The 25485-nt window shown below is 58.1% G+C and carries 18 protein-coding genes and 2 pseudogenes; 7 read left to right on the top strand and 13 right to left on the bottom strand.

Annotated features, from left to right (window positions below; genetic code table 11):
- Positions 1-765: 765 nt before the first annotated feature.
- The 7 genes from ABIC09_RS36565 to ABIC09_RS36535 form a co-directional block, all read right to left on the bottom strand.
- Positions 766-1074 carry a hypothetical protein gene (locus ABIC09_RS36565; protein ID WP_354112323.1) on the bottom strand — a complete coding sequence of 103 codons (309 nt, stop codon included), beginning with the start codon at positions 1072-1074 and terminating at the stop codon, positions 766-768.
- A gap of 480 nt (positions 1075-1554) precedes the next feature.
- Positions 1555-1755 (bottom strand): FAD-dependent oxidoreductase, encoded by a 201-nt coding sequence (locus ABIC09_RS36560; RefSeq protein ID WP_354112322.1) that lies wholly within the window; start codon positions 1753-1755, stop codon positions 1555-1557.
- A 474-nt stretch (positions 1756-2229) separates the two neighbouring features.
- Positions 2230-2988 carry an amino acid ABC transporter ATP-binding protein gene (locus ABIC09_RS36555; protein WP_354112325.1) on the bottom strand — a complete coding sequence of 253 codons (759 nt, stop codon included), beginning with the start codon at positions 2986-2988 and terminating at the stop codon, positions 2230-2232.
- A gap of 100 nt (positions 2989-3088) precedes the next feature.
- Positions 3089-3736, bottom strand: coding sequence for an amino acid ABC transporter permease (locus ABIC09_RS36550; protein ID WP_354112321.1), 648 nt, complete (start codon positions 3734-3736; stop codon positions 3089-3091).
- Positions 3733-4452: an amino acid ABC transporter permease gene (locus ABIC09_RS36545; protein ID WP_354112320.1), complete on the bottom strand. Its 720-nt coding sequence runs from the start codon at positions 4450-4452 to the stop codon at positions 3733-3735. Before ABIC09_RS36545 ends, ABIC09_RS36550 begins: the two co-directional genes overlap by 4 nt.
- 13 nt (positions 4453-4465) lie before the next feature.
- Positions 4466-5311, bottom strand: coding sequence for a transporter substrate-binding domain-containing protein (locus ABIC09_RS36540; RefSeq protein ID WP_354112319.1), 846 nt, complete (start codon positions 5309-5311; stop codon positions 4466-4468).
- A gap of 410 nt (positions 5312-5721) precedes the next feature.
- The gene (locus ABIC09_RS36535) at positions 5722-6951 is read right to left on the bottom strand and encodes an aminotransferase-like domain-containing protein (protein ID WP_354112318.1); all 1230 of its coding nucleotides are present in this window, start codon (positions 6949-6951) and stop codon (positions 5722-5724) included.
- A gap of 1651 nt (positions 6952-8602) precedes the next feature.
- Between ABIC09_RS36535 and ABIC09_RS36530 the strand changes: the two genes are divergently transcribed.
- Positions 8603-9730 (top strand): acyl-CoA dehydrogenase family protein, encoded by a 1128-nt coding sequence (locus tag ABIC09_RS36530; RefSeq protein ID WP_354112317.1) that lies wholly within the window; start codon positions 8603-8605, stop codon positions 9728-9730.
- A gap of 702 nt (positions 9731-10432) precedes the next feature.
- Here ABIC09_RS36530 and ABIC09_RS36525 read toward each other — a convergent pair.
- Together ABIC09_RS36525 and ABIC09_RS36520 are read right to left on the bottom strand one after the other, a co-directional pair.
- Entirely contained in the window at positions 10433-11290 is an 858-nt protein-coding gene (locus ABIC09_RS36525) for an IS3 family transposase (RefSeq protein WP_354112316.1), read from the bottom strand.
- Complete coding sequence (locus tag ABIC09_RS36520; protein WP_354112315.1) at positions 11287-11688, bottom strand: helix-turn-helix domain-containing protein; 402 nt, start codon at positions 11686-11688, stop codon at positions 11287-11289. The genes ABIC09_RS36525 and ABIC09_RS36520 overlap by 4 nt, the downstream gene beginning before the upstream one ends.
- A gap of 679 nt (positions 11689-12367) precedes the next feature.
- On the opposite strand from ABIC09_RS36520, the gene ABIC09_RS36515 reads away from it, so the two are divergent.
- The gene (locus tag ABIC09_RS36515) at positions 12368-12772 is read left to right on the top strand and encodes a helix-turn-helix domain-containing protein (protein ID WP_354112314.1); all 405 of its coding nucleotides are present in this window, start codon (positions 12368-12370) and stop codon (positions 12770-12772) included.
- A 64-nt stretch (positions 12773-12836) separates the two neighbouring features.
- On the opposite strand, the gene ABIC09_RS36510 is transcribed toward ABIC09_RS36515, so the two are convergent.
- On the bottom strand, positions 12837-13586 hold the full coding sequence (locus ABIC09_RS36510) for an enoyl-CoA hydratase/isomerase family protein (RefSeq protein ID WP_354112313.1): 750 nt from the start codon (positions 13584-13586) through the stop codon (positions 12837-12839).
- Positions 13587-13871: 285 nt separating this feature from the next.
- Complete coding sequence (gene ccrA, locus ABIC09_RS36505; protein ID WP_354112324.1) at positions 13872-15056, bottom strand: crotonyl-CoA carboxylase/reductase; 1185 nt, start codon at positions 15054-15056, stop codon at positions 13872-13874.
- A 687-nt stretch (positions 15057-15743) separates the two neighbouring features.
- On the opposite strand from ccrA, the gene proB reads away from it, so the two are divergent.
- The 3 genes and pseudogenes from proB (at position 15744) to ABIC09_RS36490 (ending at position 20156) form a co-directional block, all read left to right on the top strand.
- Positions 15744-16922, top strand: coding sequence for a glutamate 5-kinase (gene proB / locus ABIC09_RS36500; RefSeq protein WP_354112312.1), 1179 nt, complete (start codon positions 15744-15746; stop codon positions 16920-16922).
- 1335 nt (positions 16923-18257) lie between these two features.
- On the top strand, positions 18258-18785 hold the full coding sequence (locus tag ABIC09_RS36495) for a response regulator (RefSeq protein WP_354112311.1): 528 nt from the start codon (positions 18258-18260) through the stop codon (positions 18783-18785).
- A 139-nt stretch (positions 18786-18924) separates the two neighbouring features.
- Positions 18925-20156: pseudogene (locus ABIC09_RS36490) on the top strand (IS256 family transposase).
- A 703-nt stretch (positions 20157-20859) separates the two neighbouring features.
- Here ABIC09_RS36490 and ABIC09_RS36485 read toward each other — a convergent pair.
- Positions 20860-22299, bottom strand: coding sequence for an MmgE/PrpD family protein (locus tag ABIC09_RS36485; RefSeq protein ID WP_354112310.1), 1440 nt, complete (start codon positions 22297-22299; stop codon positions 20860-20862).
- Between the two features lie 1339 nt (positions 22300-23638).
- Between ABIC09_RS36485 and ABIC09_RS36480 the strand changes: the two are divergent.
- Positions 23639-24111: pseudogene (locus tag ABIC09_RS36480) on the top strand (autoinducer binding domain-containing protein); the annotation flags it as partial.
- A gap of 96 nt (positions 24112-24207) precedes the next feature.
- Complete coding sequence (locus ABIC09_RS37510) at positions 24208-24360, top strand: helix-turn-helix transcriptional regulator (RefSeq protein ID WP_502917736.1); 153 nt, start codon at positions 24208-24210, stop codon at positions 24358-24360.
- 790 nt (positions 24361-25150) lie between these two features.
- Here the strand turns inward: ABIC09_RS37510 and ABIC09_RS36475 are convergent.
- Positions 25151-25485, bottom strand: a 335-nt coding sequence (locus tag ABIC09_RS36475; RefSeq protein ID WP_502917735.1) for an outer membrane protein, incomplete at its 5' end; no start/stop codon positions are given.

Raw genomic sequence — 25485 nt, 5'->3', positions numbered from 1 at the left:
ACTCCGGTCGGGCTACGCCCTCCCTGCGTCACGAGCCCGGCGAAGCTCTCTCATCCTGATTGACGCTGCACTTCCATCCTGATTGCCGCGCCGCACTTGCTTGAACAAGAGTGATGTCGTGCGCTGTCTGGTCGAACCAATTCTTAACGCGCGGTTTGATCGCAAACAGCGCCTGGAATGTCGCTATGCAGGACTGCGGGCAATCGAGAAGACAAAGATTTGGGCGGTCCAGGTTCTTCCGTCTCCTTACTAGCGCCATATCCGAACATCGAGTTCAGTTCGTCAAGGAACTTGGCGATCTCAAAATGGACCTTCGATTGTTCCCAATTCAGCGATGCAGCCATCGCGCTTGCGACTTTGCGAACAGTCACGGGTTCGGTTCGCTCAAACCAGGCGACATCTAATTGCCGGAAGAAAAGCGCGGAAAGGTGCGCACTCGCTCCGCTACTGCGATTTGATGCAATAGCAGTCGCGCCGTTAGCTCGTCCGCGCATACCTTCTACAGAAAGTGCCGGGACCGCAGTGTGCGCGGTGGGCTTTGCCGGGTGGGGACGCTTCCCTGGCCAACTAGCCGGTCCACGGCCTTTCGAACCTCCCTGTCGGCGGATCGGGGGGACGTCAACGGTCGACCGGTTAAAGCAAGCATCCCAGCCAAACCGTCGTCAGATAATTCGTGCAACAGCCGATTGCGATCGCCCATCGGCAGGTCACTATCAAACGTCAACGAGCGCACCCCAGCCCACGTTTGCACAACGTGCGAGCCGTTCAGCGCCAGTGAAGGAACTGGCGGTTCGCCTCGGCCAGCAGAAAGTCGAACTCTGTCGCATTGATGAATACATGCTCCTTTTCATCTTCGTACAGCGTCTCCGTCGGTCCGAAGTAGTGATAGTTGCCACAAGGCAAGCAATAGAACGGTTCACCTTTGGAGTTGATGGTCGCAATCCTGCGCGATCTACACTTTTCGGGCATGCGCACCAGGATGTGAGCGCCCTTTGTGCCCAGAACACGTCTCGCTGCGCGAGGGTTGACCGTGTGCAGAAGGTCGTCGATCCAGATTCCGGCCATGTTCAACACAACGCGCGTTCAAACGCGACATCGCCGTCCAGATGAATGCGCCAGTCGCCGTCGGGCGCCCTTATACACGACGCCGTGCGTGCGTAGTTCAGCACGGTGGCTCCGGAGGCTTCGGCGTCGAGTGCTGCATCAACGCGGACGCGCTCAGGCCAAAAAAGTACTCGCGGTAGGAGGCCGCGGTCTTTAGTTGATCCCGGGCACGCAGCATGCGGAGCATGGGAGCTTGCACTGCTTCATCGTGCGACGGGATAATCCAGCGGAATGCCGCCGACGTTCATAGCCCCCAACAGCCCGAAAGCAGCACGGACCTGCCAAGTGGCGTACGGTCCCGCCCTCGCATATGGTGAAGTGAACTTGGATCGCACTCACTTGATGCGGCTCGACATGTACAAATTCACTTCGCGCGGTGACCGCCTGACGGGCCATCTTCAAGCGGTGATAAACCGCTGGGGTTGACGCGCCAACTTCCACGGCGGTTGGCTAGCTAGGTGCCAAGTATCGAAGCCAGCAATGCAGTACGCGGCTCGACCGCGCGGACGCGCCGGAACCGAAATTGTGCATGTCAACGCCCAGCACTGAATAACCGGCCAACGCGGGCTCTTGCAAGGCGGCGGTTTCGTTGATGCCTGATCCGATAACGAAAGCGTCATACAGTCTGCCGTGCACTTCACGTATGGCCATTCCAGACCCCTATTCTGCATACCAAGCCTCCTCCGTGAGCAGCGACCGAGCAGAACTTCCGTCCCCCTCAATTGAACTTGAAATGGAACTGGCGGCTAACGGACACCAAGCACAAGGAGCGAAACGTGGAGTTTCTTGGAAGATCAAATTAGGCCAACATCTCCTTCGATCTTATGTCCGCCCGCGCGACCTTTAGCGAAACTCGGTCAATCACTCTTGACGCCGAATGCTGTAACTATCATCGGCGCACAGATGCGTTCGTCTCGCCGTAAGCACGACCCCATCGTCTTTAAACCACTCCGCACAAAGGGTCGGCTTCTTCGGATGCGCCAGCGGCCATGAGGATAATACGATGGCGGAATGCCTCTTTCGCGCTTTGGAGCGAACATCGATGACGACCACCTCCACATCAGGAGGACGGTTCAGGCGCGCGAAGGGGAATCGGACAATGTCTGCATCACGAGAACCTCGAATTCAGTGGTCGAGGACGGATCGCAGGAAGGTGCGCGTGCGGGTGGTTTCGGGGTTGCTGAAGATCTTGTCGGGCGAGCCCTGCTCGATGATACGTCCGGCGTCGAAGACGAGGACGCGGTCGGAGACCTCGCGCGCGAAGCGCATCTCGTGCGTGACGATCAGCAGCGTGACCTTCGTCTCCTGCGCCACGCCTCGCACCACGTCGAGAACCTCGCCGGCGAGCTCAGGATCCAGTGCGGAGGTGATTTCGTCCAGGAGAATGATCTCGGGTTTCAAGATGAGCGCCCGCGCGATCGCGATGCGCTGCTGCTGACCTCCAGACAGCTGGGCCGGATAGGCATGGACTTTGGCTTCGAGACCCACCATGCGGAGATAGTCGAGCGCGCTTCTCGCGGCCTGCTCCTTGTGTTGGCCCAGCACGGTCGTTGGTGCCAAGATCAGGTTCTGCAGCACGGTCAGGTGCGGGAAAAGGTTGAATTGCTGGAACACCATGCCGCACCGACGGCGAACCCGCGCCTCCTGCGAGCTCGAGAGCGGTTTTCCGACCGCATCGAAGAGGATGCTTTCTCCGAAAAGGCGGATGTCGCCGCTGGTCGGCTTTTCCAGCGTCATGGCGAGCCGCAGCACAGTCGTTTTTCCAGAGCCGCTCGGGCCGATCAGCGTGACTTTCTCCCCGGGGCGCACCTGCAGGTCGAGGTCGACGAGCACGCGGTGAGCACCGAAGGATTTCGAGACCTTCTCGAATTCGATCGCGTACATGGCCTCTTGCGAGTTGGGAGCGGAGCGATGCGGGTCCTTCGCATCGAAAGCTGCGGCGCCTGCCGCCACGAAGGGATCGTGGTGACTGAAGTCCACGGTGCTAGACATGCTTGTCCTTCAGTCGGGAAAGGAGATAGAGGAACGGCAAGTTCATCACGATGTAGATGAGGCCGGCCAGAGTGAAGGGCTCGAGGTAGCGGAAGCTTTCGTAGCCGGCCGTGTTGGCCTGCCCCATCAGCACCGGCACTCCGAGCGCAAACAGGTACGAGGAGTTCCGGAACAGGGCGAGCACGTAATTGAGCAATGCGGGAACGGATCGCTTGATCATCAAAGGAACCAGCACGCGTCGCCATGTGACATACGGGCTCAAATGGAGCGCCACACACGCGTCGCGCAACTCGGCCGGTATCGTGATCAGACTCCCGCGGTAGACCTCCGAGCAGAACGCTGCATAGACCACGCCCAATACGGCAATGCCAATCGGCATTGCCGGAAACGTGAGCCCCACTTCCGGCAGCACGTAGAACGCAAAGTAGAGCAGGACGAGGATCGGCACTCCCCGAAAGAGTTCGAGCAGGAAACGCACGAATGCCCGTCCGAGCGTGGAACTTACATTCTCCAAGATCGCAAGCAGCAGGCCGGCTGTGAGTGCAATGGCCGAGCTCGCAAGCGTTACCAGGACGGTATACCAAACGCCCACCATGAGGCGCGGCAGAATGTCGAGGGCAAAGCTCCAGTCCCACGTCATTGGGTCACCCCTGCCGGCGAATCCGCTGCGGGCGCGATCTGCGCCCTCAGGCGTGCGGCTCGTAACGCACGATTGAGCGGAAGCGCGCGTTCGATTGCCTGAAATGCCGCAGCGCAAAGAAGACACAGAATCCAATAAACGGCGGCCAGCAGGCAGAAGACGGTGGCCGTCTCGAATGTCTGGCTGCGAACGTTGTTTGCAACATAGAGCACGTCCTGCACGCCGACGAAGCTCACGATCGAGGTCCACCTGACCATGTCTCTCGCCAGGCTGCCGAACGCCGGAACGATCTGCGAAAGCGCCTGCGGCAGCACGACCTTCGTAAGGCTCTGAATTTTATTCAATCCAAGCGCATGGCAAGCATCCATCTGCCCGCGGTGGACTGCCTCGATGCCGCCGCGAACGATCTCGGCGCCGTATGCGGCACCAAGCAGCGACAAGACTATGATCGATGCCGTGACAGGACTGAGACGCGGCACCCAGGGCATGAGTGGCAGAACATAGAAGACCCAGAACAGCCAGACCAGAGCCGAGGGACCGCGAATGATCTCGATGAAGAGCATCGACGATATTCGTACCGCTGGGCTCTTGGAGAGCCTCAGCGGGCCGAGGACAAGCGCGCCGAGTGCTGCACCCGAAATGGTGCAAAAGGCCACCCACACCGTGACCAACAAGCCCCGCGCGAGTGATGGCCAGTACTCCAGCACTGCTTCCACTTGCATCGCTCCTTTACTCGCAGCCTGGCAAAACGTCGCTGGCCTTGGTGAGCGTGGCAAGTGTATCCCAGTTCGGGAATCCGTACTTCTCGGCGTACAGTTCCTTCAGCGCGCCACTCCTTCTTAGGACCTCAAGCTGCGCGTTGAATGTATCGCGAAAACCTGCATCTTCTTTGAAGGCGATACCGATGCCACTCACGGGCGATGTTGTGTCGACGACTATCTCGACACCCTTTTGCTGCGGATTCGGCACGCTGAATTGCCCGACAGCGAAAGCGTTGGTCCGACCGCCCAGCACGGTCGCGATGCCCGCCTGAATGTCAGGAACACGCACAAGCTGATCTGACTTGACCCCTTGCGTGGCCGCGTACCCCTCCTGCGCCGAGCCCGTCACCACCGCGAGCTTAAGATCGAAGCTTTGCGCAAACTGAATGTATCCGGTAAGACGCTTCGGATTTCCGGGCGGCACATATAGAGCATCCTGCTGCGCGGTGATAGGTGCCGAAAACGATACAGCGTTGCAGCGGGCCGCGGTGATTAGAAGGCCGCCCGGCACTAAATCGAAATGGCGTGCCTGCAGTCCGGCGATATCTGCACCCCACGACATGAGAACTGCGGAGAGTCTCGGTACGTCCATGCCTTTGAGGGCCAGTATGGTCACCTCAACAAGATACCCTTGCGGCTCGCCAGAAGGCGAGACGAATGCAAAAGGAGGAGCTGAAGTGATTGCCGCCTTTGCTTCTCCTGCTTCGTGCATTGACCTAAGAAGAGAGTCCGCGGCGTATGAGAACGTCGGAAGCAAAGGGATGGCCACAGCAAGCAGCAGGACCAGCAACAAGAAACGTGGCCTGACAACCATAGTGGCTCCTTTCCCGTCCTGCTTGATGAATTCGATGATGATCTAGACATCATTGTTGTACGACTTGGACATCCCTTCTCAACAGATCGTCCTCAATACGATGGAGTACACGGACAATATCGGGCGGAACGGAGTTCTCCGCTATGAAGTCTCAACGCCGAACCACATCGGCTACACAGAAACATGCTTTTTGACTATTATACATCCTCATTGCGTCGAAGATCGCCGCATTTTCGATGTCGAGCATCCTGTAGTGTCGTCTACATGGGATCATGGGAGAATGCCGATTCGAATTCTTTCCATGTCCGTACCGAAAAATGGACATTCTCAGTCATGATCGAGACTTTCATGTTCTGGATACTGTGCTCGCGAAACTTCAGGACTCCGCACTTGATGCTGACCAAAGCTGGTCATGATCGGACGATTCGGTTGATCGACGTCTCGAGCTCCGACCTTATCGAGGCATAGGCGCGACCCAGCCGTTTGACGCCCTCGACAATGTCGGCTGGTGTGCTGAAACTGTAGGCGAGACGGAGGAAGGAGCCGGGCGGCTCTTCGGCAAAGCACAGTCGGCCGGAGATGATGGACACGCCCTCCTTCGCTGCGCGGCGGACGAGCTCGTCCGCATCGATCCCAGGCGGCAGCCGCACCCACAGGAAGTAACCGCCGTTCGGCACACGAACTAATGTGTCGGGGAGGTGCTCGTGAATAGCGTCGATCATCGCGTTTCGATGGACGCGCAGCAGGCTTATGAGCGTTGCGACGTGCTGGTCCATTTTCCGGTTACGCAAGAGCTGGACAACGATTCGTTGCAGCAATGGGCAGGAGCCGCCGTCGGATTTATGAGCGGCTATGCGGCGGACGATGGCAGGGTCTGCGTTTACCCAGCCGATGCGCAGCCCTGGCGCGAGAATCTTGGAAATGGTCCCCAAGCCGATCACTCGGCCGCTCTCGTCGAAGGCCTTGATTGGAGGCACCGCTTCGCCCTCAAATCGGATGCGGCGATAGGGGTCGTCTTCAATGATGACGAAGTCATATTGCGTGGCTAAATCGACAAGCCTTCGCCGGCGAACGGCCGACATCGGGATGCCAGTCGGATTGTGGAAATCCGGCATATCGTACAGCAACTTGGGCATAGATTCGCCGGCATCCTGCCGTGCCTGCAGCCGGTCCCTGAGGACCTCCGTGTCCATGCCCTCTTCGTCCTGAGGTATGGACACGAAGGAGGCCTCGGCATGCCTGAGGATTTTGGCGGCCATCAGGTAAGTGGGTGCAGCTACAATTACGGGGTCCTCGGGCTCAAGAAAGACCCGACACGCCAGATCCAGCCCGTGTTTGGCGCCGTTGACGACCAGAATGTTCTCCCGAGTGGCTGCGATCCCATCCTGGCGAAGATACTCGGCGACGGCATCGCGTAAATCATTGAGCCCATAAAGCGGACCATATTGCAGTGTCTCGCTCCTCAACTCGGCGGCTGCCATCGCCTCCGACACGATGTCCGGCAGGGCGTCGGGAAAATCGAATCCTCCGCCAAGCTCAATGAGGTCGCCGCCCGAAGTCGTACCCCCCTCCGGGGCGACAGAATCGCGCGCCCGTTTGGCCCAACGATACGGCGGAATCTGATTGACGGTTTGATTCATATTCTCACTTCCTTACAGTCTTGCGAGGCCGGCTCAGCGTGCGATCGGCCACGACCGAGACCAGACGAGAGGTCACCGTGAGAGGCGCAGAATCTCTGCAGGTTATGACCCAGCGCATCCGTCAGGTTGCAAGACCCGTGGTTGTTGCATTGCGAACTATTTGCGATCAGACTGACGCCCATCGATTAGTAATCTGACATGCTGCTACGTAGATCAATCACTAACGTTGGTAGTTGACCGAGGCGCAAGTTGCTGCGTCTCATTAGCGCTCGCGCCGCAGTGCTCGGAGCCGGGCCACACAATCAAAGCGTCGCTCGTTCGTCGCAGTATTTGCGGCGGCGTACGGCGTCTACCTTAATGCAGGATATCAGTTCATCGCGCGGCATCAGGCGTTTTGCTTTTTGAGAATGTGGCTTTGGCTCGACACTTTCATGTCCATTCCAGCCGTTCTAACGCAGCGCTCTGCGGTACACGCAAGCTGTTGCTATAGACGATCACGGTCGCGCAATGGCCCCGCTCGGTGGGAACACCTTGGGAAGTGTCTTCCAAATTCGAATCCGGATTTGATCTCTGCGTCACTCCCGTACGCGTAGCTGCGCCCTACTCAATCGCACGACCAACATCTGGGCTCAGCACAGCCTCGTCTGACCGGGCTTATCCCTGATCAGCTTCAAAGTCCCATCCTACATCCGACTTGCGCTTGGTGACCCTAAGCATATGCCGGTGTAAACAGGTGAGCGGGCGGTCGCTCGTGAGCGCGAAGACCCAGGCTGCTTGGAGGAACATGTAAGTAAGTTCGATTTTGCGAACGGCCACTTCCAGGGCGGCGATCTTGAGGTGCTGCGGAGAAGATCGTTTCGTCGGGAACTCGATCACACGATCGTTTCTCGCCTAATCTTGATGCGAGCTAGCGGAATCGGGAATCGCGAGTCGCCTTTGCTGACTGCTTCAGCTCGCGCTCAGCGCCCAATCTGAAGCCCTGCCTTGAACGAGCTGCCGGGACGTGCTTGAGCACCTACTATGCTGTGAGCAGGTGCGGTTGGCCAGCGTTACAGGATCGGCGGCGAAGTCGGAGAGATGCTGGACATATTTCAACGATCGGAGATCAAGCTGATCCAGAAATCCGTATGGTCCTCGCCGCGCTCAAGGTATTCGAAGCCGAATGCGCCAAGTGCGTCTCGCATTCGCAGACAACGAGATCGTCTCGCAAGTGAATCGCCCCGCTTCCATTCCCTATAGCCGCGTGGACCAACTGCATGAAAAGCTTTCTCTCACGACGAATTCGTCGGCCAGTTCCTGTTCTCGCGTCGATACCGCGCCAGGATAGATCGGCCCAACCTGTAATTTCCGGGCGATGCAAGTCCAACACCTGCCCAACACCAGATGAAGTCGAGTGAGTCTCCCAGCCCCGTGGCGAGCCAGGAATGGGGCTCGTGACCCTTGCGTGCAATCCAACCGAGGAAATTCTACAACGTATGGGGCGACGATGCCACCGTTTGTACCCCCCTAGTTCGGTAGTTGGTCCGACTTCGGCCGGACACTATGTTCGCAGGACGCCAGCACGGTTAACCCAGGCGGCCGCGCGTGACAGGCGCTTCAGGCGGCCCCTGCCGATTTGATCGATCATCTGGAATAACAGACAGGAAATGACATGTACGAGTTCAAGGAACAAACACGAGCGCTGGTCGATTTGGTTCGGAGGATCGTCAAGGATCACCAGGCGCCCCTTGAGACGCGAATCCTCAGAGGCGAGAAGCTAAGCCGGGAGGACTATGAGGCCGGACGTGCAGCGGCGCGAGAGGCTGGTCTGTGGGGGCTCCGCCTGCCGCGCGAGCTAAGCAGGGTGCATCTTTCTCTGGTCGATCGACTGGCTGTCTTCGAGGAGAATTACAAATGTCTAGCGCCGATCCGCTTCGGCGGCGAGGTCCACCATGCTCTGTTCCATCTACAAGGCGAGCAGAAGGCGCGTTACCTCGATCCTCTTCTGTCTGACGCCAAGCGATATTGTTTTGCGCTAACCGAGCCAGGCGGCGGAGCAGATCCGGCTCGCTCTGTTTCAACGTACGCGAAGCGGGATGGCGACACTTGGGTCATCAACGGCGCGAAGAGTTGGGTCAGCTTCTTCGATGACACGGAAGGCGTCTTGGTTTTTGCCCGCACAACCAAGCAGAAAAGCGCTGAGGGCATTTCGATGTTTGTCGTCGAGAAGGATAATCCAGGCCTTATCGCGCGTCCGGTGCCTATGCTTGGTGGGTACATGACGCACGAGCTGACGCTTGAGAATTGCAGGGTCGATGACGTTGCGTTCATCGGGGGGGAAGGTGCCGGATTCAAAGTCGCACAACAGCAACTATCAAGGGCCCGCTTCGAACTTGGAGCTAAGGCGCTCGGAATTGCTCAGCGCAGCTATGATATGATGGTCGAATACGCTAAGAAGCGGGTCGTGTTCGAAGGTCCGCTCAGCGAAAAGCAAGCTGTCCAGTCGATGATCGTGGACTCATGGATCGAAATCCAGCACCAACGACTGATGCTGTATACTTGCGCGGAGAAGGATGATCGCGGCGAGGATACCCGCATGGAAGCAGGTATGATCAAGATGACCTCCGCCGAAATGGTGGACCGCGTCGTTGACCGAGCGGTTCAGATCCACGGCGCTGCTGGTTGCACATATGAGAGTCCGCTCGCACATTGGTACGATCTTCAGCGGATGTCTCGCATCTACGATGGCCCAAATGAAACCCACAAGTACCGCGTGCTCGCCCGCCGGCTATTGGCGTGAGAGTTAGCCAGAAGGATTCGAAAAGGTTTCGTCAGAGCGTTGCAATTCGGGCAGACGGGCGGGTGTCCTGAACTGCGTTGGCGCACCCTGGTTGACGAGATGGACGCGGCATTCTGTCATAGCGGTGGTGTCGCCAACCGAAGAGGATGTTGCGAAGAACGCAGACCAGGCGGCGGAGCCGGTCTTTCGGATCGGGGACTCGAGGGGGCGTCAGTACACCCATCATCGATGCGATCCGCGACCATGCATTCGGCATGATGGAGCCGTAAGATCTCGTTGATATTGTCACATGTTTTCTCGGTGACAATCATGACACCGTGGTCCCGAGCTGGCCTGACCGATACGCTGGGCCCGCTTGAGGCCCAACTGCGAGTGGGCGATAAGGCCGCTGCTCGACCGCGAGTTCGCCCGGCATGCCAAGGGGAAGATGCGGCGGCGAAGCGCGCGATGACGATCCGCCGCGATGGCCCGACCACAGCGACGCGCTCATTGCGCTGGCCAGGAGGAGGCGATTTTCCGGCATGGCTGAGGCTCGCTTGGCCATAGTGCTCCGCCGGCAGAAAGCAGAAGCTCAGCGAGACATTCAGCATCGACGCTTGCGCCAGTACTGATCGCGGGTTAGGGGGCTCGACAAAGCTAATGGACTGCACCCCTCAAGTGAGACACGATAATCTCGGTGACAGGGTCGGTTGCCACGACGGGTTATCGTGCCTTGTTTTGCGCGAACACGGCTTCGAACTCAAGGGGCGATTGATAGCCGAGCGCTGAGTGCAGGCGTTCCTTGTTGTAGACGTCCGCGATGAAGCTATCGATCCGGCGACGCGCGTCTCGGATGTCGGAGAACGCCTTGCCGTTGACCTCTTCGGCCTTGAGCGTTTTCATGAAGCTCTCAGCCTTGGCGTTGTCGAAGGGGTTGCCCGGCCTGCTCATGCTGATCGTGATGTCACGATCCGCTAATATCTGGCGGTAGGCGATCGAGGCGTATTGCACGCCGCGATCGGAGTGGTGGATCAGGCTGCCGCGTTGCGGCTTGCGGGCCGCGATTGCCCGGTCCAATGCCGCGATCGCGAGTGAGGCATCGAGCGTGTTCTCGAAGGCCCAGCCAACCGCCTTGCGCGAGAAGGCGTCGAGGATGACCGCAAGATAGGCGAAGGTCCTGGCGAGATGGACGTAGGTGATGTCCGCGACCCAGATCTGATCAGGGGCGGACGGCACCAGGCCGCGCACGAGATTCGGGACGACGACAATGTTCCTTGATCGCTCTGCCGGCGGTTTCAGGAACGGCGCCTTGCGCTGTGCGAGAAGATTATCCTCGCGCATGAGCCTGAGCACCTTCTTGGCATTCACGACCATGCCCTTGCGGCGGATGGTGGCAGTCACGCGCCGGTAGCCGTAGAACGGATGCTTGAGGCAAATGCGTTGCAGCTGGTCGCGCAGCTCGCAGTCGGCCGTCTCACGACTGCGTCTGGTGAGGTGCCGGTAATAGGTCGCGCGTGGCAGACCGGCCAGACCACAGAGCCGTTGCACGTCGGCATTGGAATCCGTTGCCTCCGATGTCATGGCTTGGATGACTTCGACGATGCGGATGCGGGTTTGCCTTGCGCCACCGGCCGCTCCAATGCGCGCAAGGCTTGCCGAAAAAAATCAAGGTCCATCTGCTGGCGGCCGACCAGCCGTTCGAGTTCGGCGATGCGGGCATTCGCTCGTGCCAGTGCAGACCGCTTGTCGTCATAGGTTGCCGGGGCTTTGAGCTTTCGGGGGCCCGGCTTCGGTCCTGGCTTGCGGTTCAATCCCTCCGGCCCTTGCGCCTTCCAGGCCTTGATCCAGTCGTGCAGTATCTTACGCGATATCCCAAGCTCGCGCGCCAAAGGCAGAACGCCTTCGCCTCGCTCGACACGCTTGATCGCCTTCAGTTTGTAAGCCGTCGGAAACTGACGGTTCTTCCCTCTTGCTGCCACAGGTCATCCTCGGAAAATGCCCTGTCACCGAGATTATCGTGTCTCACTTGAGGGGTGCAGTCCAACTAATTGGCTCGCGCGCATCGTGCCCCCAAGCCGCGCGGCCGGCGCCAATGAGAGGCCGCATCATGTGCGCTTTGATAGCGAGAGGGGACCCATCAGCCAGCTACGGTGAAATACCTTTTTCAACTGTGAGAAGGTCAATCCGGGAGTATGACGGAGAAGCGGGGGTCGTGCACAGTCCCCTTGAGTACGCAAGGCCGACTTGCACACGCTGCGCTATCCACACACCAGCGCGCGGCACGCAACCGCCGCAGCAAAGCCGGAGCCATGTTAGAACTCGACCACGCTCCGTAGCCTTTTAAAGATGCTTGCACTAAGGCATCGACCCATGTTCATGAGCAGATCGAGATCGAGGTGGCCCGCGAAAGCGGGTGCGATTTCGTCAGAACTTGCCGAACTCGGTGGCGCGGTCGTGGGCAACGTTGTGCCGGTGGCTAAGTTTATCTGATAGGACTCGCCTGCGGCCGCGAGCAGGTGAGGTCCGCCACGGGCCGCTGCGTCCGTCCGGCGAGATTCCTCTCATGATCGCATCATGATGACAAAATACTCAGTTGAATCAACTACATTGCCAATGTTATCAGTGCGGGTAGAGAAGTTAGAATGATCGGGCTCAGTCGTGACATGCAACGATCTTGACGTGAGAATTGGCGAACGCATTCGAAGCCAGAGAAAGCAAATCGGGCTCAGTCAGAAGGAACTTGCGAGTCGGCTAGATATCGTGTTTCAGCAGCTCCAGAAGCACGAGAATGGAACAAGTAGGGTGCCTGCCAGCCGGCTTTACGAAATTGCCCGTGCCCTGAACACTCCCATCTCGCATTTCTTCGATATCAACGAACGCGAAACGCCGCGACGGACATCGCCATTTTCCGAAATTTCTGCGATAGTCGGCGCTCAAAAAGGCAAGCTGGGAAAGCAGATCTTGGAGCTAGTCAAGGCCTTCATGAAGATCAAGGACGAGGATGCTCGAGCCGACATTGTTTCGCTGGTCGTGAGACTCTCGGATTCGAAGGCCAGGCGATAGAGCCCGAGCAACTGCAGCACTGGACCCGTGCGAACAGGCGTTACGACCATGTAACCGCTTTAACCTACTCGCGCAGGATTTTCTTAAAGTGCTTTTCGGCGGCCCTGCTTCCAAATCCAGCAACATGTGCTTCCTTCGCCTCGGTCGCGATCTCGCGCAAACCGGCGACGAACCGCTGGTTCACCGATTCCTTCGTTCGTCGGAATGTGACCTCCGGAAATTCGCCGAGCATCTGCGCTCGCGCGACAGCCCGCTCCACAAGCTTCGGGGAATCAACCACCTCGTGGAGTAACTTGTGGTCCGCCGCCCATGAAACTGGAATAGCCTCGCAGCCATAAATAACGTCGGACATCGCCGCTCGACTCACGATATTTTCGAGCATATAGCCGCCGAGTGTGCAAGCGAGTCCATGTTTCAATTCCCACATAAGCAGCTTGGTTTCTGGTGATCCGATGCGCCAATCGCAGCACAACGCGACCTGAAAGCCGATGCCTACTGCGTATCCCCCGACAGCGGCAACAGTCGGCTTCGTGACGTTCAGTATCGTACAATAGAAGTCAATCAGCCTGTCGACGAAGGCCTCTACTGCTGGGCGTTCGGAGAGTTGCGCTACTTCGTTGAAATCACCGCCGGCGCAAAAGGAGCGCTCATTCCCCCCTGTCAACACCAAAGCCTGTATCGCAGAATTGTTCTCTGTCTCATCGCATACTGCGCGGATGGCATTTTCGAGCTCTAGGCTCATCGGATTATTGGCGTTCGCATGGTTGAACCGCGCGACTAGAACCGTGCCTTGAACTTCGGTTTCCAGAATCATCATAACGTTCCCATTTAGTCTGATCAGCGAGATTGCGGTCCCTCGCCATGACTAGAGTTTTGATACATCCACGCGGAGAATTATTCAATCCTACGAACATCTATAGTAAGAAACTGCCGGGAGATGCGGGAAAGTGCGCACTGACAGTAGATGCATCAACTTGAAAGAAGGCGAAGCGCTGGAGCCCAGCGGAAACGGTCTCTTGGCGTTCGGCCGACCGTTTCGCATCGATTGGGGACTTCTCTATACCTCATCTTCTGGCCGATGCTTCTTGGCCCCGCTAATTTATTGGCGGGCTGGACTCGCTTGGATGAGAACCGCCATGTTTCCGGGCTGGTGCTGATTCCTCCACATTCTCCTGTGCGCACGGGGAATCTCGGACCACGTGAAAACTTCAGAAAGGCACGGATCCAGTCGCTCCTCGATAACAAGCCGATTTGCCTCCCAGACTTGATAGGGATTCGCGAAATGACTTCCCTGGATTCTCTTCTGCCTCATCCAGATGAAGCGGGCATCCATCGTGAGGTTGTAACCTGAGGTCCCTGCGCAGAAGACAACCATTCCGCCTCGCCTCACGACAAAACAACTGACGGGAAATGTCGTCTCGCCGGGGTGCTCAAAGACGATATCGACATCGTTTCCCTTTCCTGTGATATTCCAAATGGCTTTCCCGAAGCGGCGTACCTCCTTCAAGTAATCGCCGTACGCAGCGCTTTCATCAACATCTGGAAGTTGGCCCCAGCAGTCGAAGTCCGTCCGGTTTATAACTCCCTTTGCGCCCAGCGACATCACATACTCGCGTTTCGCCTCCTCAGAAACGACGCCAATCGCATTGGCACCCGCGACCGTCACAAGCTGGATTGCCATCGATCCGAGACCGCCAGCCGCACCCCACACTAAAACGTTTTGACCTGGTCTGATGACGTGAGGGCGATGACCAAACAACATCCTGTATGCCGTAGCCAGCGTGAGCGTATAGCAGGCGCTCTCCTCCCAGCTTAGGTGCTTGGGCCGGGCTACTAGCTGACGGGACTGGACGCGTGCAAACTGCGCAAAGGAGCCGTCCGGAGTTTCGTAACCCCATATTCTGTGAGAAGGCGACAACATCGGATCGCCGCCGTTGCACTCGACATCGTCGCCGTCATCCTGATGACAATGGAGAACGACCTCGTCGCCAACTTTCCATCCCCTGACGCGATCCCCGACCGCCCAGACAATCCCCGCACCATCTGATCCCGCGATGTGATGGGATTGCCGGTGTATGTCGAAGGGCGACACCGGCTGGCCGAGAGCTGCCCAAACTCCATTGTAGTTTACTCCGGCCGCCATAATCATGACCAGCGCGTCCTCTGGGCCGATCGCAGGCGTGTCAACCACTTCCGCCCGCATTGCACTCTCTGGGTCCCCATGTCGCTCCCGACGTATCACCCAAGCGTTCATGTGCTTCGGTACGTAACCCAACGGCGGCATTTCCCCGATCCCGTAGAGGTCCTTTGCGACCCGATCGATACAGTTCGCTGCAGGCTGATCGTTCTGAAGTTGCTGATCTGATTCGCTCATTTGCGCCTCATAAATAGAGCTTGTAAGTCGCGTACACCTATAATAAGAATAAACAAGCGGATGTAAACCACTATTGTGCGAATCCTGCCTTCATATCCGAGAGCTTCAGGAGAGTAGGGCGATCCTTCGTCCTTCCGTCATGGCCGAACGCGGCTGGAAATGGACATGACAGTACTATTGATGATGAGGGCTCTAGCGTCGTGGCGAGAAGCCGTAGACCCGTTCAATCCCGCGAAGGAGCGAGCCGTCGTCGAGAGTGGCGGCGCGAGACGAACTCGACTAGGCGCAACGTTCCTCTGCGGAGCGCACCAACGCTCCTTTGCCACCGGTAAGGAGGGCAATCAAGGAAACGAGAACCAAATGTCGGCTCGACGCCAGGGATGTCATAGTCGCGTAATACCGCGGTTCACACTCCAGGTTTAACGAGCCACTCACTCGCGAATGAAAGCGTCTATCAAGCCGATTTCTGGTCGAAACTAGTGACAATTTCGAAAGCATTCATGGAGAGGGAATTCTTGGTGATTGCGCGGTTATTCACACGATTCAAGCTGTACAAGGTGGGCTATGGGCGGCGAGGAGCTTAGGCGAGGTAGTTCGGTGACAGAATTCGGAGCCCCGGTAAATTACCGCGAGACAGACTCGGGTTCAAAACGTCCGCGTCAACCAACGCTTGCTTCGGCCCGCCGCATCATCGTGAAAATCGGCTCGGCTCTCATCGTCGAGCAAGGCAGCGGCACAGTTCGAGAGGCGTGGCTTGACACTTTGGCCAACGATATCGCGCGGCTCCGTGGACGCGGTCAGGATGTGGCTCTGGTTTCGTCCGGCGCTGTCGCTATTGGACGATATGCTCTAAACTTGCACGAAAAAATGCTATCGGCGACACATCGACAAGCTGCAGCTGCCGTCGGCCAAGCTGAACTTGCTAAAGCTTACAGGGAAAGATTTGCGCGACATGGGCTGACGGTCGCCCAGATTCTACTCACTCTAGACGATACGACACAGAAGCGGCGTCTAGCCAACCTTCGGGAGACCCTAGTCAAGCTTATGAACTTCCAAACGATTCCCGTGATCAACGAAAACGACGCTATTGCGGGAAGCGCGGTAACTTTCGGCGATAATGATCGTCTCGCTGCTCGTACTGCACAGTTAGTTGGAGGCGACACCTTGGTGCTTCTGTCGAACGTGGCCGGTCTTTACTCGGCGGACCCCTATGAATCGGCAAGCGCCGCTTTGATCAAAGAGGTGTATGAGGTGACCCCACAAATCGAACTCATGGCCGGTGGTACCCGGCTTGGTTACAGCTGCGGCGGAATGAAAAGCAAACTCGTCGCCGCGCGAATGGCGCTCGCCTCTGGATGCAAAATGATCATTGCGGACGGCCGCGATGTGCATCCCCTCTCAGCTGTTGATGCTGGCAAGCCGTGCACCTGGTTTTATCCTTCCACCGAAGCACGCCTCACAAGAAAGAGGTGGATTGCGGGCGCATTGCGGCCAACAGGCGCACTTATGGTCGGGAATGGTCCAGTGACGCAATTGCGATTGGGCGAAAGCCTCTGGGCGCCGCAGGTCACATCGTTCACGGGAGACTTCGTCCGTGGTGATGCCGTTGTCATACGCGATGTTAGCGGAAGCGAAGTGGCTCGCGGTATTTCAATCTATTCGAGCGCTGAGCTCCGCCACGTTACACGGCAGCCTCAGTCAAAGATTGTGCCTTCGTCGCTCGGCTGTGAGCTCAAGCCGATCGTTCACAGAGATGATCTGGCGCTTGCACAGTAAGGTAAATGGCCGAACTGCTATTCGGTATCTCAATAGGCGATCATCGCGTGCAACGTGGGCTATTCAGCGAAACTTCGTAAAGCCGTCGACCTCGGGCAGCGAGCGGCCTGAGCTACAATCGGTCAAAGGCTTCGTCCCGGCGTTTCTGTAGCGGCCTATCGTGCCACCGGCGCAATGGCGCCTGCCGCGGTGGCTATCGCGCCACCTGACGGCACACAGGTGAGGTTCGATAGCCCATCACCAATGCGGCGGGTCAATATCGAGAAAGTGATCGCGACCAGCGTGCCAAGCAGTTGCCCTCACTGGGCAATGACGATTGAAGCCTTCCGTTAGACCGGAGCCGTTCATGGCACATCCTTATGTCATTTCGGAACGGACGCCCAAACGGCTGCTCAACTTGTTCGGGCTCGTGTGGCAACCCGGTCCGGGGTGTTCGATCAGGCTCTTTCTTAGAAACTCGCTTGATAGCCTTCCTAGGACCCTGGACATGAGGTTTTTTACTTCAGTCAGGACGAGTTCGGCGTCCGTCGGCACGGCGGCCCATGTGTGCCGTGCGCGAGGTCACGCCGGGCGGTAAAACTGACGATGAAGCCGGCAGTGGCCGGCGCCAGATTGCCATCTCTCCGGTCGCGGCGTGCGGCACGGCGTCACCCGAATGTCGTGCTGCCCTGCCAGCCGCAAGACACCACGCATTGACGAGCTGCCAGACTGCTGAATGATCCCGGATGAAGAGCTTCTCCACGGCTTTGAGAGTGAGCTCGTTCATGTCGTCAGTACCCGACCCGCTCCGAAACCTAGGTCGAGGCGTTCGCGTGGACTAAAGGCTTCGAGAGTTGCACTCCGCCCAATCCCGATAGATCCCCCTCAGAGCTAAGAGACTCCCAAAGCGTCCAGTATTCGGGGGAGATCAATGCCGCGAGAGCCAAACCAAGGACGGAAACTCGTCGCTGCGAAAACGGCGCTGGCAGGACTCGCTGTCAGCAACTGTCTTGGGCACCTAACGTCTCCGATGCACCTGAGCGAATATACCATAGGGTTATTCTGCGCTTCCCTCCAGAACTGGTAGGAGGCTGCCGTCCTACTTTGATGTATTACTCACCATCGTGACGGCGCGGTTCGCGACTAAACGGCGCGACTTGCAAGAGCTAGAAATTCGTTCAGACGGCGCTAGAGACCAGGGTTCTCCAGCGGGCAATGCCTGAACGAAAATCCTCCGAGTCAGGAAACGCCGATGGGGCATATGATACGAGCGATAATCAAATATACTTCTGCAAGGGAGGCCGCAACAAGGCAATCTGTTGGCTCTGCAGACGTCCTCTGTTACCGGAGCCTCGCATGCCAAAGGCTCTAGTGGTAGCCTTGACACGTTATCTAACGGTGTTTCGGGAAGCACTCGATCAGTCCACGATGCAGGTGATCGTAGCCGAATTCGACTGCGCGGTTTCGTTGGCTATTGAACATCAGCCGGATCTTATCCTGATCGCTCCACCGCCGATCCCTGACGTATTGCTTATCTGTAAGCGCCTTCTTGAGAATGGCTCGACGAAACACATTCCGATCTTCCTGATATCCGTGGACTATAATACGATCGATGGCGGTCCTCGCCTTCCTCGTACGGCAGCGTCTCAAGCGAGAGATGGGGATGACGTTGATTCGTTAAAGCCACCTCGCCAAAGAAGCGTGGGTCAGGAGGAGGGGCGGTATGTCGCGAGAACGCAACGGCAGAAGCAGATTTTGAGCATTCTCGATCTGCTTCACTATGCCCAAGGAGAGATATCAGAGATGGGCATTGAAACATCGGCGGCACTTCTGGAAGCCACTATCGTTGATGTAGCTCAAAGTGTTGGGATCCCTGAATCCTAGCCGCCTGGTCGCTTTCAGTTGTCAAAGCGTCCCGTACTGATCTCGAGGGGATGTCCCGGGTTCTGTTGAATTTCTGAAGAGGTCGGCGTTGCCCACCTTGGGCCGGTAGGCTCGGGGTGCTGATTCCACAAAGGACGCCATGACAAGAGATATCACATCGGCTGGTTCGCCGGCGACTGGGGCTGTGGACGAAGCGCATGCAGAAGTGCGGTCGAGCTTCGATCGGTTCTGCCTTGCGGCAGGGATCGAGGCGCTTGGCACGACGATGGAGGCGGATGTCACGGAGGCCTGCGGGCCGCGCCACGGTCGTGACGCGGCGCGGCAGGCGCACCGTTGGGGCCGAACGCGGGGAGGGATCGGCGTCCACGGCGGCAAGATCGAGGTCGAGCGCCCGCAGGTTCGTGGCGTGGACGGCCGCGAGGTCCCGATTCCGAGCTGGAAGACGCTGACGCAGGAGGACTGGCTCGGTCGCTGGGCGGTGAACGTGATGCTGATCAACGTGTCGACGCGCCGGTTCGGCCGCGCTGTCCGGCTGCCCGAGGGCGACGTGCCGGCACCGCCCGGATCGGGGGGAAAGTCGGCGGCCTCGCGGAAGTTCGTCGCGCTGTAGGCGGCGCGGCTGCCCGACTTCATGGCTGCCGATCTGTCCGCGCTCGACCTTCTGGTGGTCCAAACCGATGGCTGCATCTCGGGGACGATCTCGTGCTGGTCGCCGCGATCGGGTCGACGGTGAAGGCAACAAGCATCCGCTGGCGCTGGTGGAACAGGGCGACCGAGAACGCCGCAATGGTTCAGGCCCTGCTGGACAACCTGGTCTCGCGCGGGCTCGCCCCGACAGCGCCACATTGTCGACGGCGCGAAAGCGTTGTCCAAGACGATCCGCCGCACCTTCGGTTCGGCCGCCGCGATCCAGCGCTGCCAGATCCACAAGGCGCGCAACATCATGAAACGGCTGCTGAAATGCGGCCAGCCGTCGGGTGCTGCGCCCGGCTCGGGAGCTCGATGACGCCGACAAGGCTGAAAAATTGATCCGGAATCTCGCGCGTCGGCGGCCAGCATCCTCGAAGGCCTCAACGAAGTCCTGACTGCCGTCCGGTTGAAGCTGCCGAAGGAGCTTCGTCGATCGCTCGCCTATGCCAACAATCGCCGAGAATATGATGGGCACCATTCGCCGCGTCACACGCAACGTCAAACGCTGGCGCGATGCCGGCATGGCCTTGCGATGGGGCGCGGCCCAGCATGATCGAGGCCAACAAGGGCTTCCGACGGTTGAAGGCGCACAAGCAATTGTCGGCTCTGCGTGCGGCCCTTCAAGCTCACCACGATCGCATGACGATCAAGCCCGTTGCCCACGTCACGAGGGGGGCGTAACATTCACTCCGGCAACGGTCCGCCGTAGTTCAACAGCGATCGGGACATCACCGACCTCGATCTTTCGGTGAATTCCCAAAAAGTGAATCGCCTCGGCAGCTTGTAGCCGACGAGACCAGCTCGCTCGGCAAGCACGACAGATGCCGCCATTTTGAGCCGGGATGGTCGTCGGAGCCACTAGACCGGGAGCAGTGCAGGCGTGAGCCTTCAATGTTTCAAAACGGACCTTTCCACTGTCGGGCAAGCTCGAGCGAGAGCTCCGGCGGTCTCTCCAGTTCCGCTATCAGTTTCGCCTAGCTCGCAATCATTCGACTTAGACACCGCTCGCAATGGGCGCTTCGCTTCGGACAAGAGAACGTCCATCGCAGCTCGGTGCAAGGCGTTCAGCCGGTTGATTGGCTTGACCTTGCGACGAGACCCGCTGCGCATCTATCTCCGCCGGTGGCGCAATCCTTTGATGGCAGATAGATCTATCTTAATCCTCACGAACATTTCCACCCTTCCTCCTCTGCGGAAGATGATCGTCGCAATCGCCGAACTTGCCATGGCCGCTTCCGCCCCTCGGCTTTTTTGACGAACTTCCGCACGCAATATCGTATGGTTGTGTCCAGGCTCCGGACTGAAAACGGCCCATAGCAGCATAACCCTCGTCCGGGTAGCCGGAGATCGACAGCCTGACTTGTTGCGCTCGCACTCACGTTCCTTAAGCGTGACGCAACGCTGACGCGATCGCCGTTACGTCTGGTTGCGTTTCGATATTCAGTACGGACTGGATTACCTCATTCGCACGCGCGCTGGGCAGACCGCTCACCGCACGAAATTTATCGACTACCTGTTCGTCCCCGTACGCTGTATCGCTCGTCCACGGATCACCCAATGCGAACTCTGTTTCAGCTTCAAGGCGCGCGCCGTCGCGGAACACGATCGTCACGCGTGCGGGCATATTGCGCCACTGTTCGCGCACGGTATGCGCTGCGAGCTCATTTGCGGGATCCCAATGCTCGATGCTTACCTTTTCTCTCAAGGTCGTGACGTTCTTGTCGTCGTCCTGCGTCGGGTCGAACCAAGCCGGACCAACAGGAATTCCAAGCAGAATCATTGCCACAGCATGCGGGATGCTCCACTGTCGTGAACAGAACGTGCGCGGTGCAGGATTACGAAAACGCGGAGTACAAAGGAATACGTTCGCACCGATTACAATCCGTTCAATTTGCTGAACTTTGATGTTTCTGTTGTCGAGCGCCTTGACGAGTGCGGTGAGCGCGTGATGAGCCCAACGGCACGTCGGCCATGGCTTGTAGGTGATATCGGAGAGCATCCAGCGCGAGCCAAGGCCGCCGACCAAGTTGTCCGGGTCGAAACGATCCGTGCCGGACATTTTGATCAAACCGCGATCCCCGTCGAAAATGGCAGAAAACCCGGTTGCACCAAGTCCCGCTGACCGCGCCGCGAATACGCCAGCAAGCGCCGCCCAACCGGCATCCGCGTATTTGCAGTCCGGCAGATCGATCGTCGACGATGCCCACATACCCGTCGTCGGCAGCGGAGTGTTCGAGCCAGCTGTGCCTAGCGTCTGCCGAGCCAAAGTTTCGTCCTGACCTTCGATCTGAATCGCGGCGCCGGCGGCCGCGAATACGACCGACGCGGAGCAACTGTAGAGATTTGGAAAGCCGGATAGCCGTCCGTCCGTGAAGAGCATGGGCAGCCCCAACGCAGTCGCCACGCGCCCGCCCAGTTCATATCCCGTGATCACGGCCTGCAAGAACTGCGAACCGGTTGCCTTGCGTTCCTCCCCCAGGGCGAGAGCGGCAACAACCGCTGCCATGCCGAAGTGATGGCCAACCGGGAAGGTCTCGTCGAGGTCCATACAATTCCCAAGGCGCGCGTTAGCATACAAGGCGCCCGCAAGGCTGGCATGCTGTTTGCGGCCGACCACGGAAGCGACGGTGCCGCCTCCCAAGAAGTCAGCCAAGCCGTAGGCGATCGGCGCCATGCGTGTCCGGGTTGCAGCAATCATGCAGCCGATCGAGTCGAGCAGAAGACGTTGCCCTTCGGCTTTCACGCGGACGGGCACGTCGCCCAGTTCGAGAGCTGAGGCGAATCGAGCAAGAGCGCCAGTTGCGTCAGTGAAGTTGTTCGTCATCGGAGTTTTTCGATCCAAGCTGGGCAGGACATTGTAAATCGGTCCTGCAAACGTTGTTGACCTGATGTGTTGACTCGACCGCATCTACAGCGGCGTCGCTCGATCTGCTAGGTGCAATTTGCTACCAATTCTGAGGGGCAACGTACGCACCCGCTGAGCCGGTTGACGCCGAACGGTCTGCTGTCGAGAAGTGTTGGCCTTGCTGCATGCCGTCAGGTGAGGCGGCTTACAGAATGTTGATTATGGGTTGCGCCGTGAGTTTCCTCTGCGGCGACTAAAATTAAAACCTCCTTGGGTCAGCTCGCGGGTGCTCCGTGCCGGTGATGATCGGGTGGCCACATTGTGTGGGTTCAGTCGAGCCGATCTGGTCGGGTGAGGATCGCGACCTTTCGATCTAACTGCCTAGGCTGGCAGCAGTTCCGCCGTGCGCTTCATCCGGCCCGCGCCTGAGGCTGGGGCGGAGGCGAGCTGATCCGGCTCGCAAGCGTAGGGTATCGAAAACGATGATCTCGTAGTTGTAGAAATTCTGCGCCACAGATGTGTCCGAGCTGAAGCGGCGGCGCCGTGCAGGACCACGAAGGGCACAGCTTTTGTCTGTGAATGTTCACGACGACAAAGCACATCATGCGCGGTGAGTTGGTTGTCATTGAAACCAGCAGGTGGCCTATGCGGTATTCGGATGAGTAGCTTGCTCAAACATATCCGGGTCATTTTGAACACGCGCACTTAGCTTCCAAGATCCCGCAAGCGGCCATCGCCGGCGTTTTTGTTGGGTACGGCGCGGCGACCATGACGACAAGTTCTCGCGCCGTTATTGGCGAATGCATGCCAACTCTGCATCTGATTGCCTCACCAGACGATGAAGGGGGCGCAGAGTTCTACGCGAGGCCCGCCAGCGCCTGGCGCAGACGCGGGAGGTGACCAAAGTAAAAACGTTAGGTCGCTTAGTTGCTGATGCAGAATCTAATCTCTCGTCAGTAGTGCCAAAGGTTGTAGCACTTGCGACGAACGTCGCAATTGTAACAGTGACCGTTGCGTTGGCGTGGGTGCCAGGTCTCTCAAGTGCTTGTCCGTGTACAAGATTGTTCCGAGCGCCTGAGCTGGTACGACATTTGCTGATCGCTTCAGGTCCGCGCGCTCAGGACGAAGCGCATGCACAGTGCTTGCTCATCGAGCAAGTGTTCGGCTGAGGCAAATCAAGTTGCAACGCGTCACGAGGGGTACGCTTGTCGCGTTCGGTCGAGGACATTGCAAGCAAGAGGAGGCTGAAGTGGCGCAGGAACAGCTCCGAGATAGGTTCGGTCAAACCACGCAGGACCGGTCGGCGCGAGGTGCCAAAATGGACTTATTTAGCTTCATCGAATGTGCGAAAAAAACGCGATCACTTAAGGCGTTGTTCGATTTGCTTGTGAGCTGTTCGAGCGAACAGGGCTTCAGTCAAGTCGCTTACGGGGCATTGACGGACGCGAAGCCATCTCGCCTGCCAGGGTATCTCTCGGCCGCAGTGACCGTGAACTTTCCCTCCGATTGGTGCGAGCGGTATTCTGAACGCCGATACAGTGCCATCGATCCTGTGGTTCAGCGGACGACAATGCTGTCGGCGCCCTTTCTATGGGATCAACTCGCGGACCAATATAAATTGCAAGCCGGCGAAACGCGTGTGTTGAAGCCAGAGAGGCCGGCCTCAAGCATGGCGTTACCGTACCACTGTTCGGGCCATTTGGACGGCTATCTGTCGTATCGTTTGCGTCCAAGTTCGACGATGCCAACCCCGAGTATCGCCTCAGTCATCTCAACGCTTTGGCTTTGCAGTTTCATCATGCGTTTTCAGAGATCGCGCCTTCATCGGAGGGCGGATGCCATACGCAAGTATTCCTATCCAAACGAGAAAAGGAATGCCTCCGGTGGGTGGAAGAGGGAAAATCGTCTTGGGAAATCGGAGTCATCCTGAAAGTCAGCGAGAATACCGTCAACTTTCACATCAGGAACGCAATGCGAAAGCTAGGGACGAACAGCCGTATCCACTGCGTTGTCAAGGCGATTCGCATTGGCGCTATCTGAATTGTCGCGGCCGCTGTCGCATATGAGCTATGCCGGCGTAGCGAGGCGAGCGATCTAGCCGTTTGACATAGCTGCGAGTGGCACATCGAATCCGACGTGCCGCATACGACAACCGCTGTTGTCTTGAATAGGCCGACAAGGGTGTCGTCCCGATCGTCATCTTCGGGGTGCGCATCCAGGCGCAATCTGCCGAGGATGTTTTCCGTGCGTCGAAGCGGGAGAGGATGGCGCGAACTCCGTCAATCGACGCTGGCTGGACATGATGGCGGACCATTCGCCGGATCTCTGATTGCATGCGCCCAAAGTGATCTTCAGCGCGAGCGTAATCAGCTGCGCCCAGCACCACTCGTCGAGCCAGTACTGCTGGAGCTTCAAAGAGTTGTAACTCGAAGACATGCTCGTTTGAATGTTCCTCTGTTCGGTCAATCTGGCTGCCAAATGGAGCCGGAGACCTTAACCCGCGCTGTTCTGCGGAAGCGCTCTCTAGGGTTAGTTCCTGAGAACGTGACGCCGACTGGGCGCCCAGAGCACAAGAGGCCCGTTCAGCGCCACCGCGCCAACTCTAACAGCAGACAGAATACGGGCGTCATCTGCCCGGTTCGTCTCGGTTGAGCGTTTGGGGCTCGGATCGCGACAACATACTAGCCCAGGAGAACGGTTTCGTTGATGCAGCAAGCGCGCCCTCACAACAATGCATAAGATCGTGTATGGCTACTGTCCACCAGACCAACAGGTCAAAAAAAGCCCCGGCGATGCGCCGGGACTTTCGATCCGCCGTTTGAGCGAGAGATCAATATTTGAGGAGAATCGGCCCGCCGAACTTATAATTGAGCCGTGCAGTCACAAGATCGAAATCCTGGCGGATGCGATCGGTCCCACCACCAGGCGCGGCGAAGTTCACGGTGGCGGGCTGCATGAATAGGTGATCGTACTCGAAACCAACCGACCAGTCCGTTGCGAAGCCGTACTCGATGCCGGCTCCCAAAGCACCGCCCCAGAGAACGTGCTCGCTGTATCCAAGCCGCGCGCTCGTGAGGTTCGAGCTGATCTGATAGGTGTTGCTCGTCACTGCGCCGCCGCCTTTGGCATAAAGCAGTACGTTATCGAAGGCATAGCCGATCTGCC

This window comes from Bradyrhizobium sp. S3.12.5 (assembly GCF_040548225.1).
GTDB classification, from domain to species: Bacteria; Pseudomonadota; Alphaproteobacteria; order Rhizobiales; family Xanthobacteraceae; genus Bradyrhizobium; species Bradyrhizobium cytisi.
Note: the sequence above shows the minus strand (reverse complement) of the source record. Positions and strands in the feature narration are given on the sequence as shown.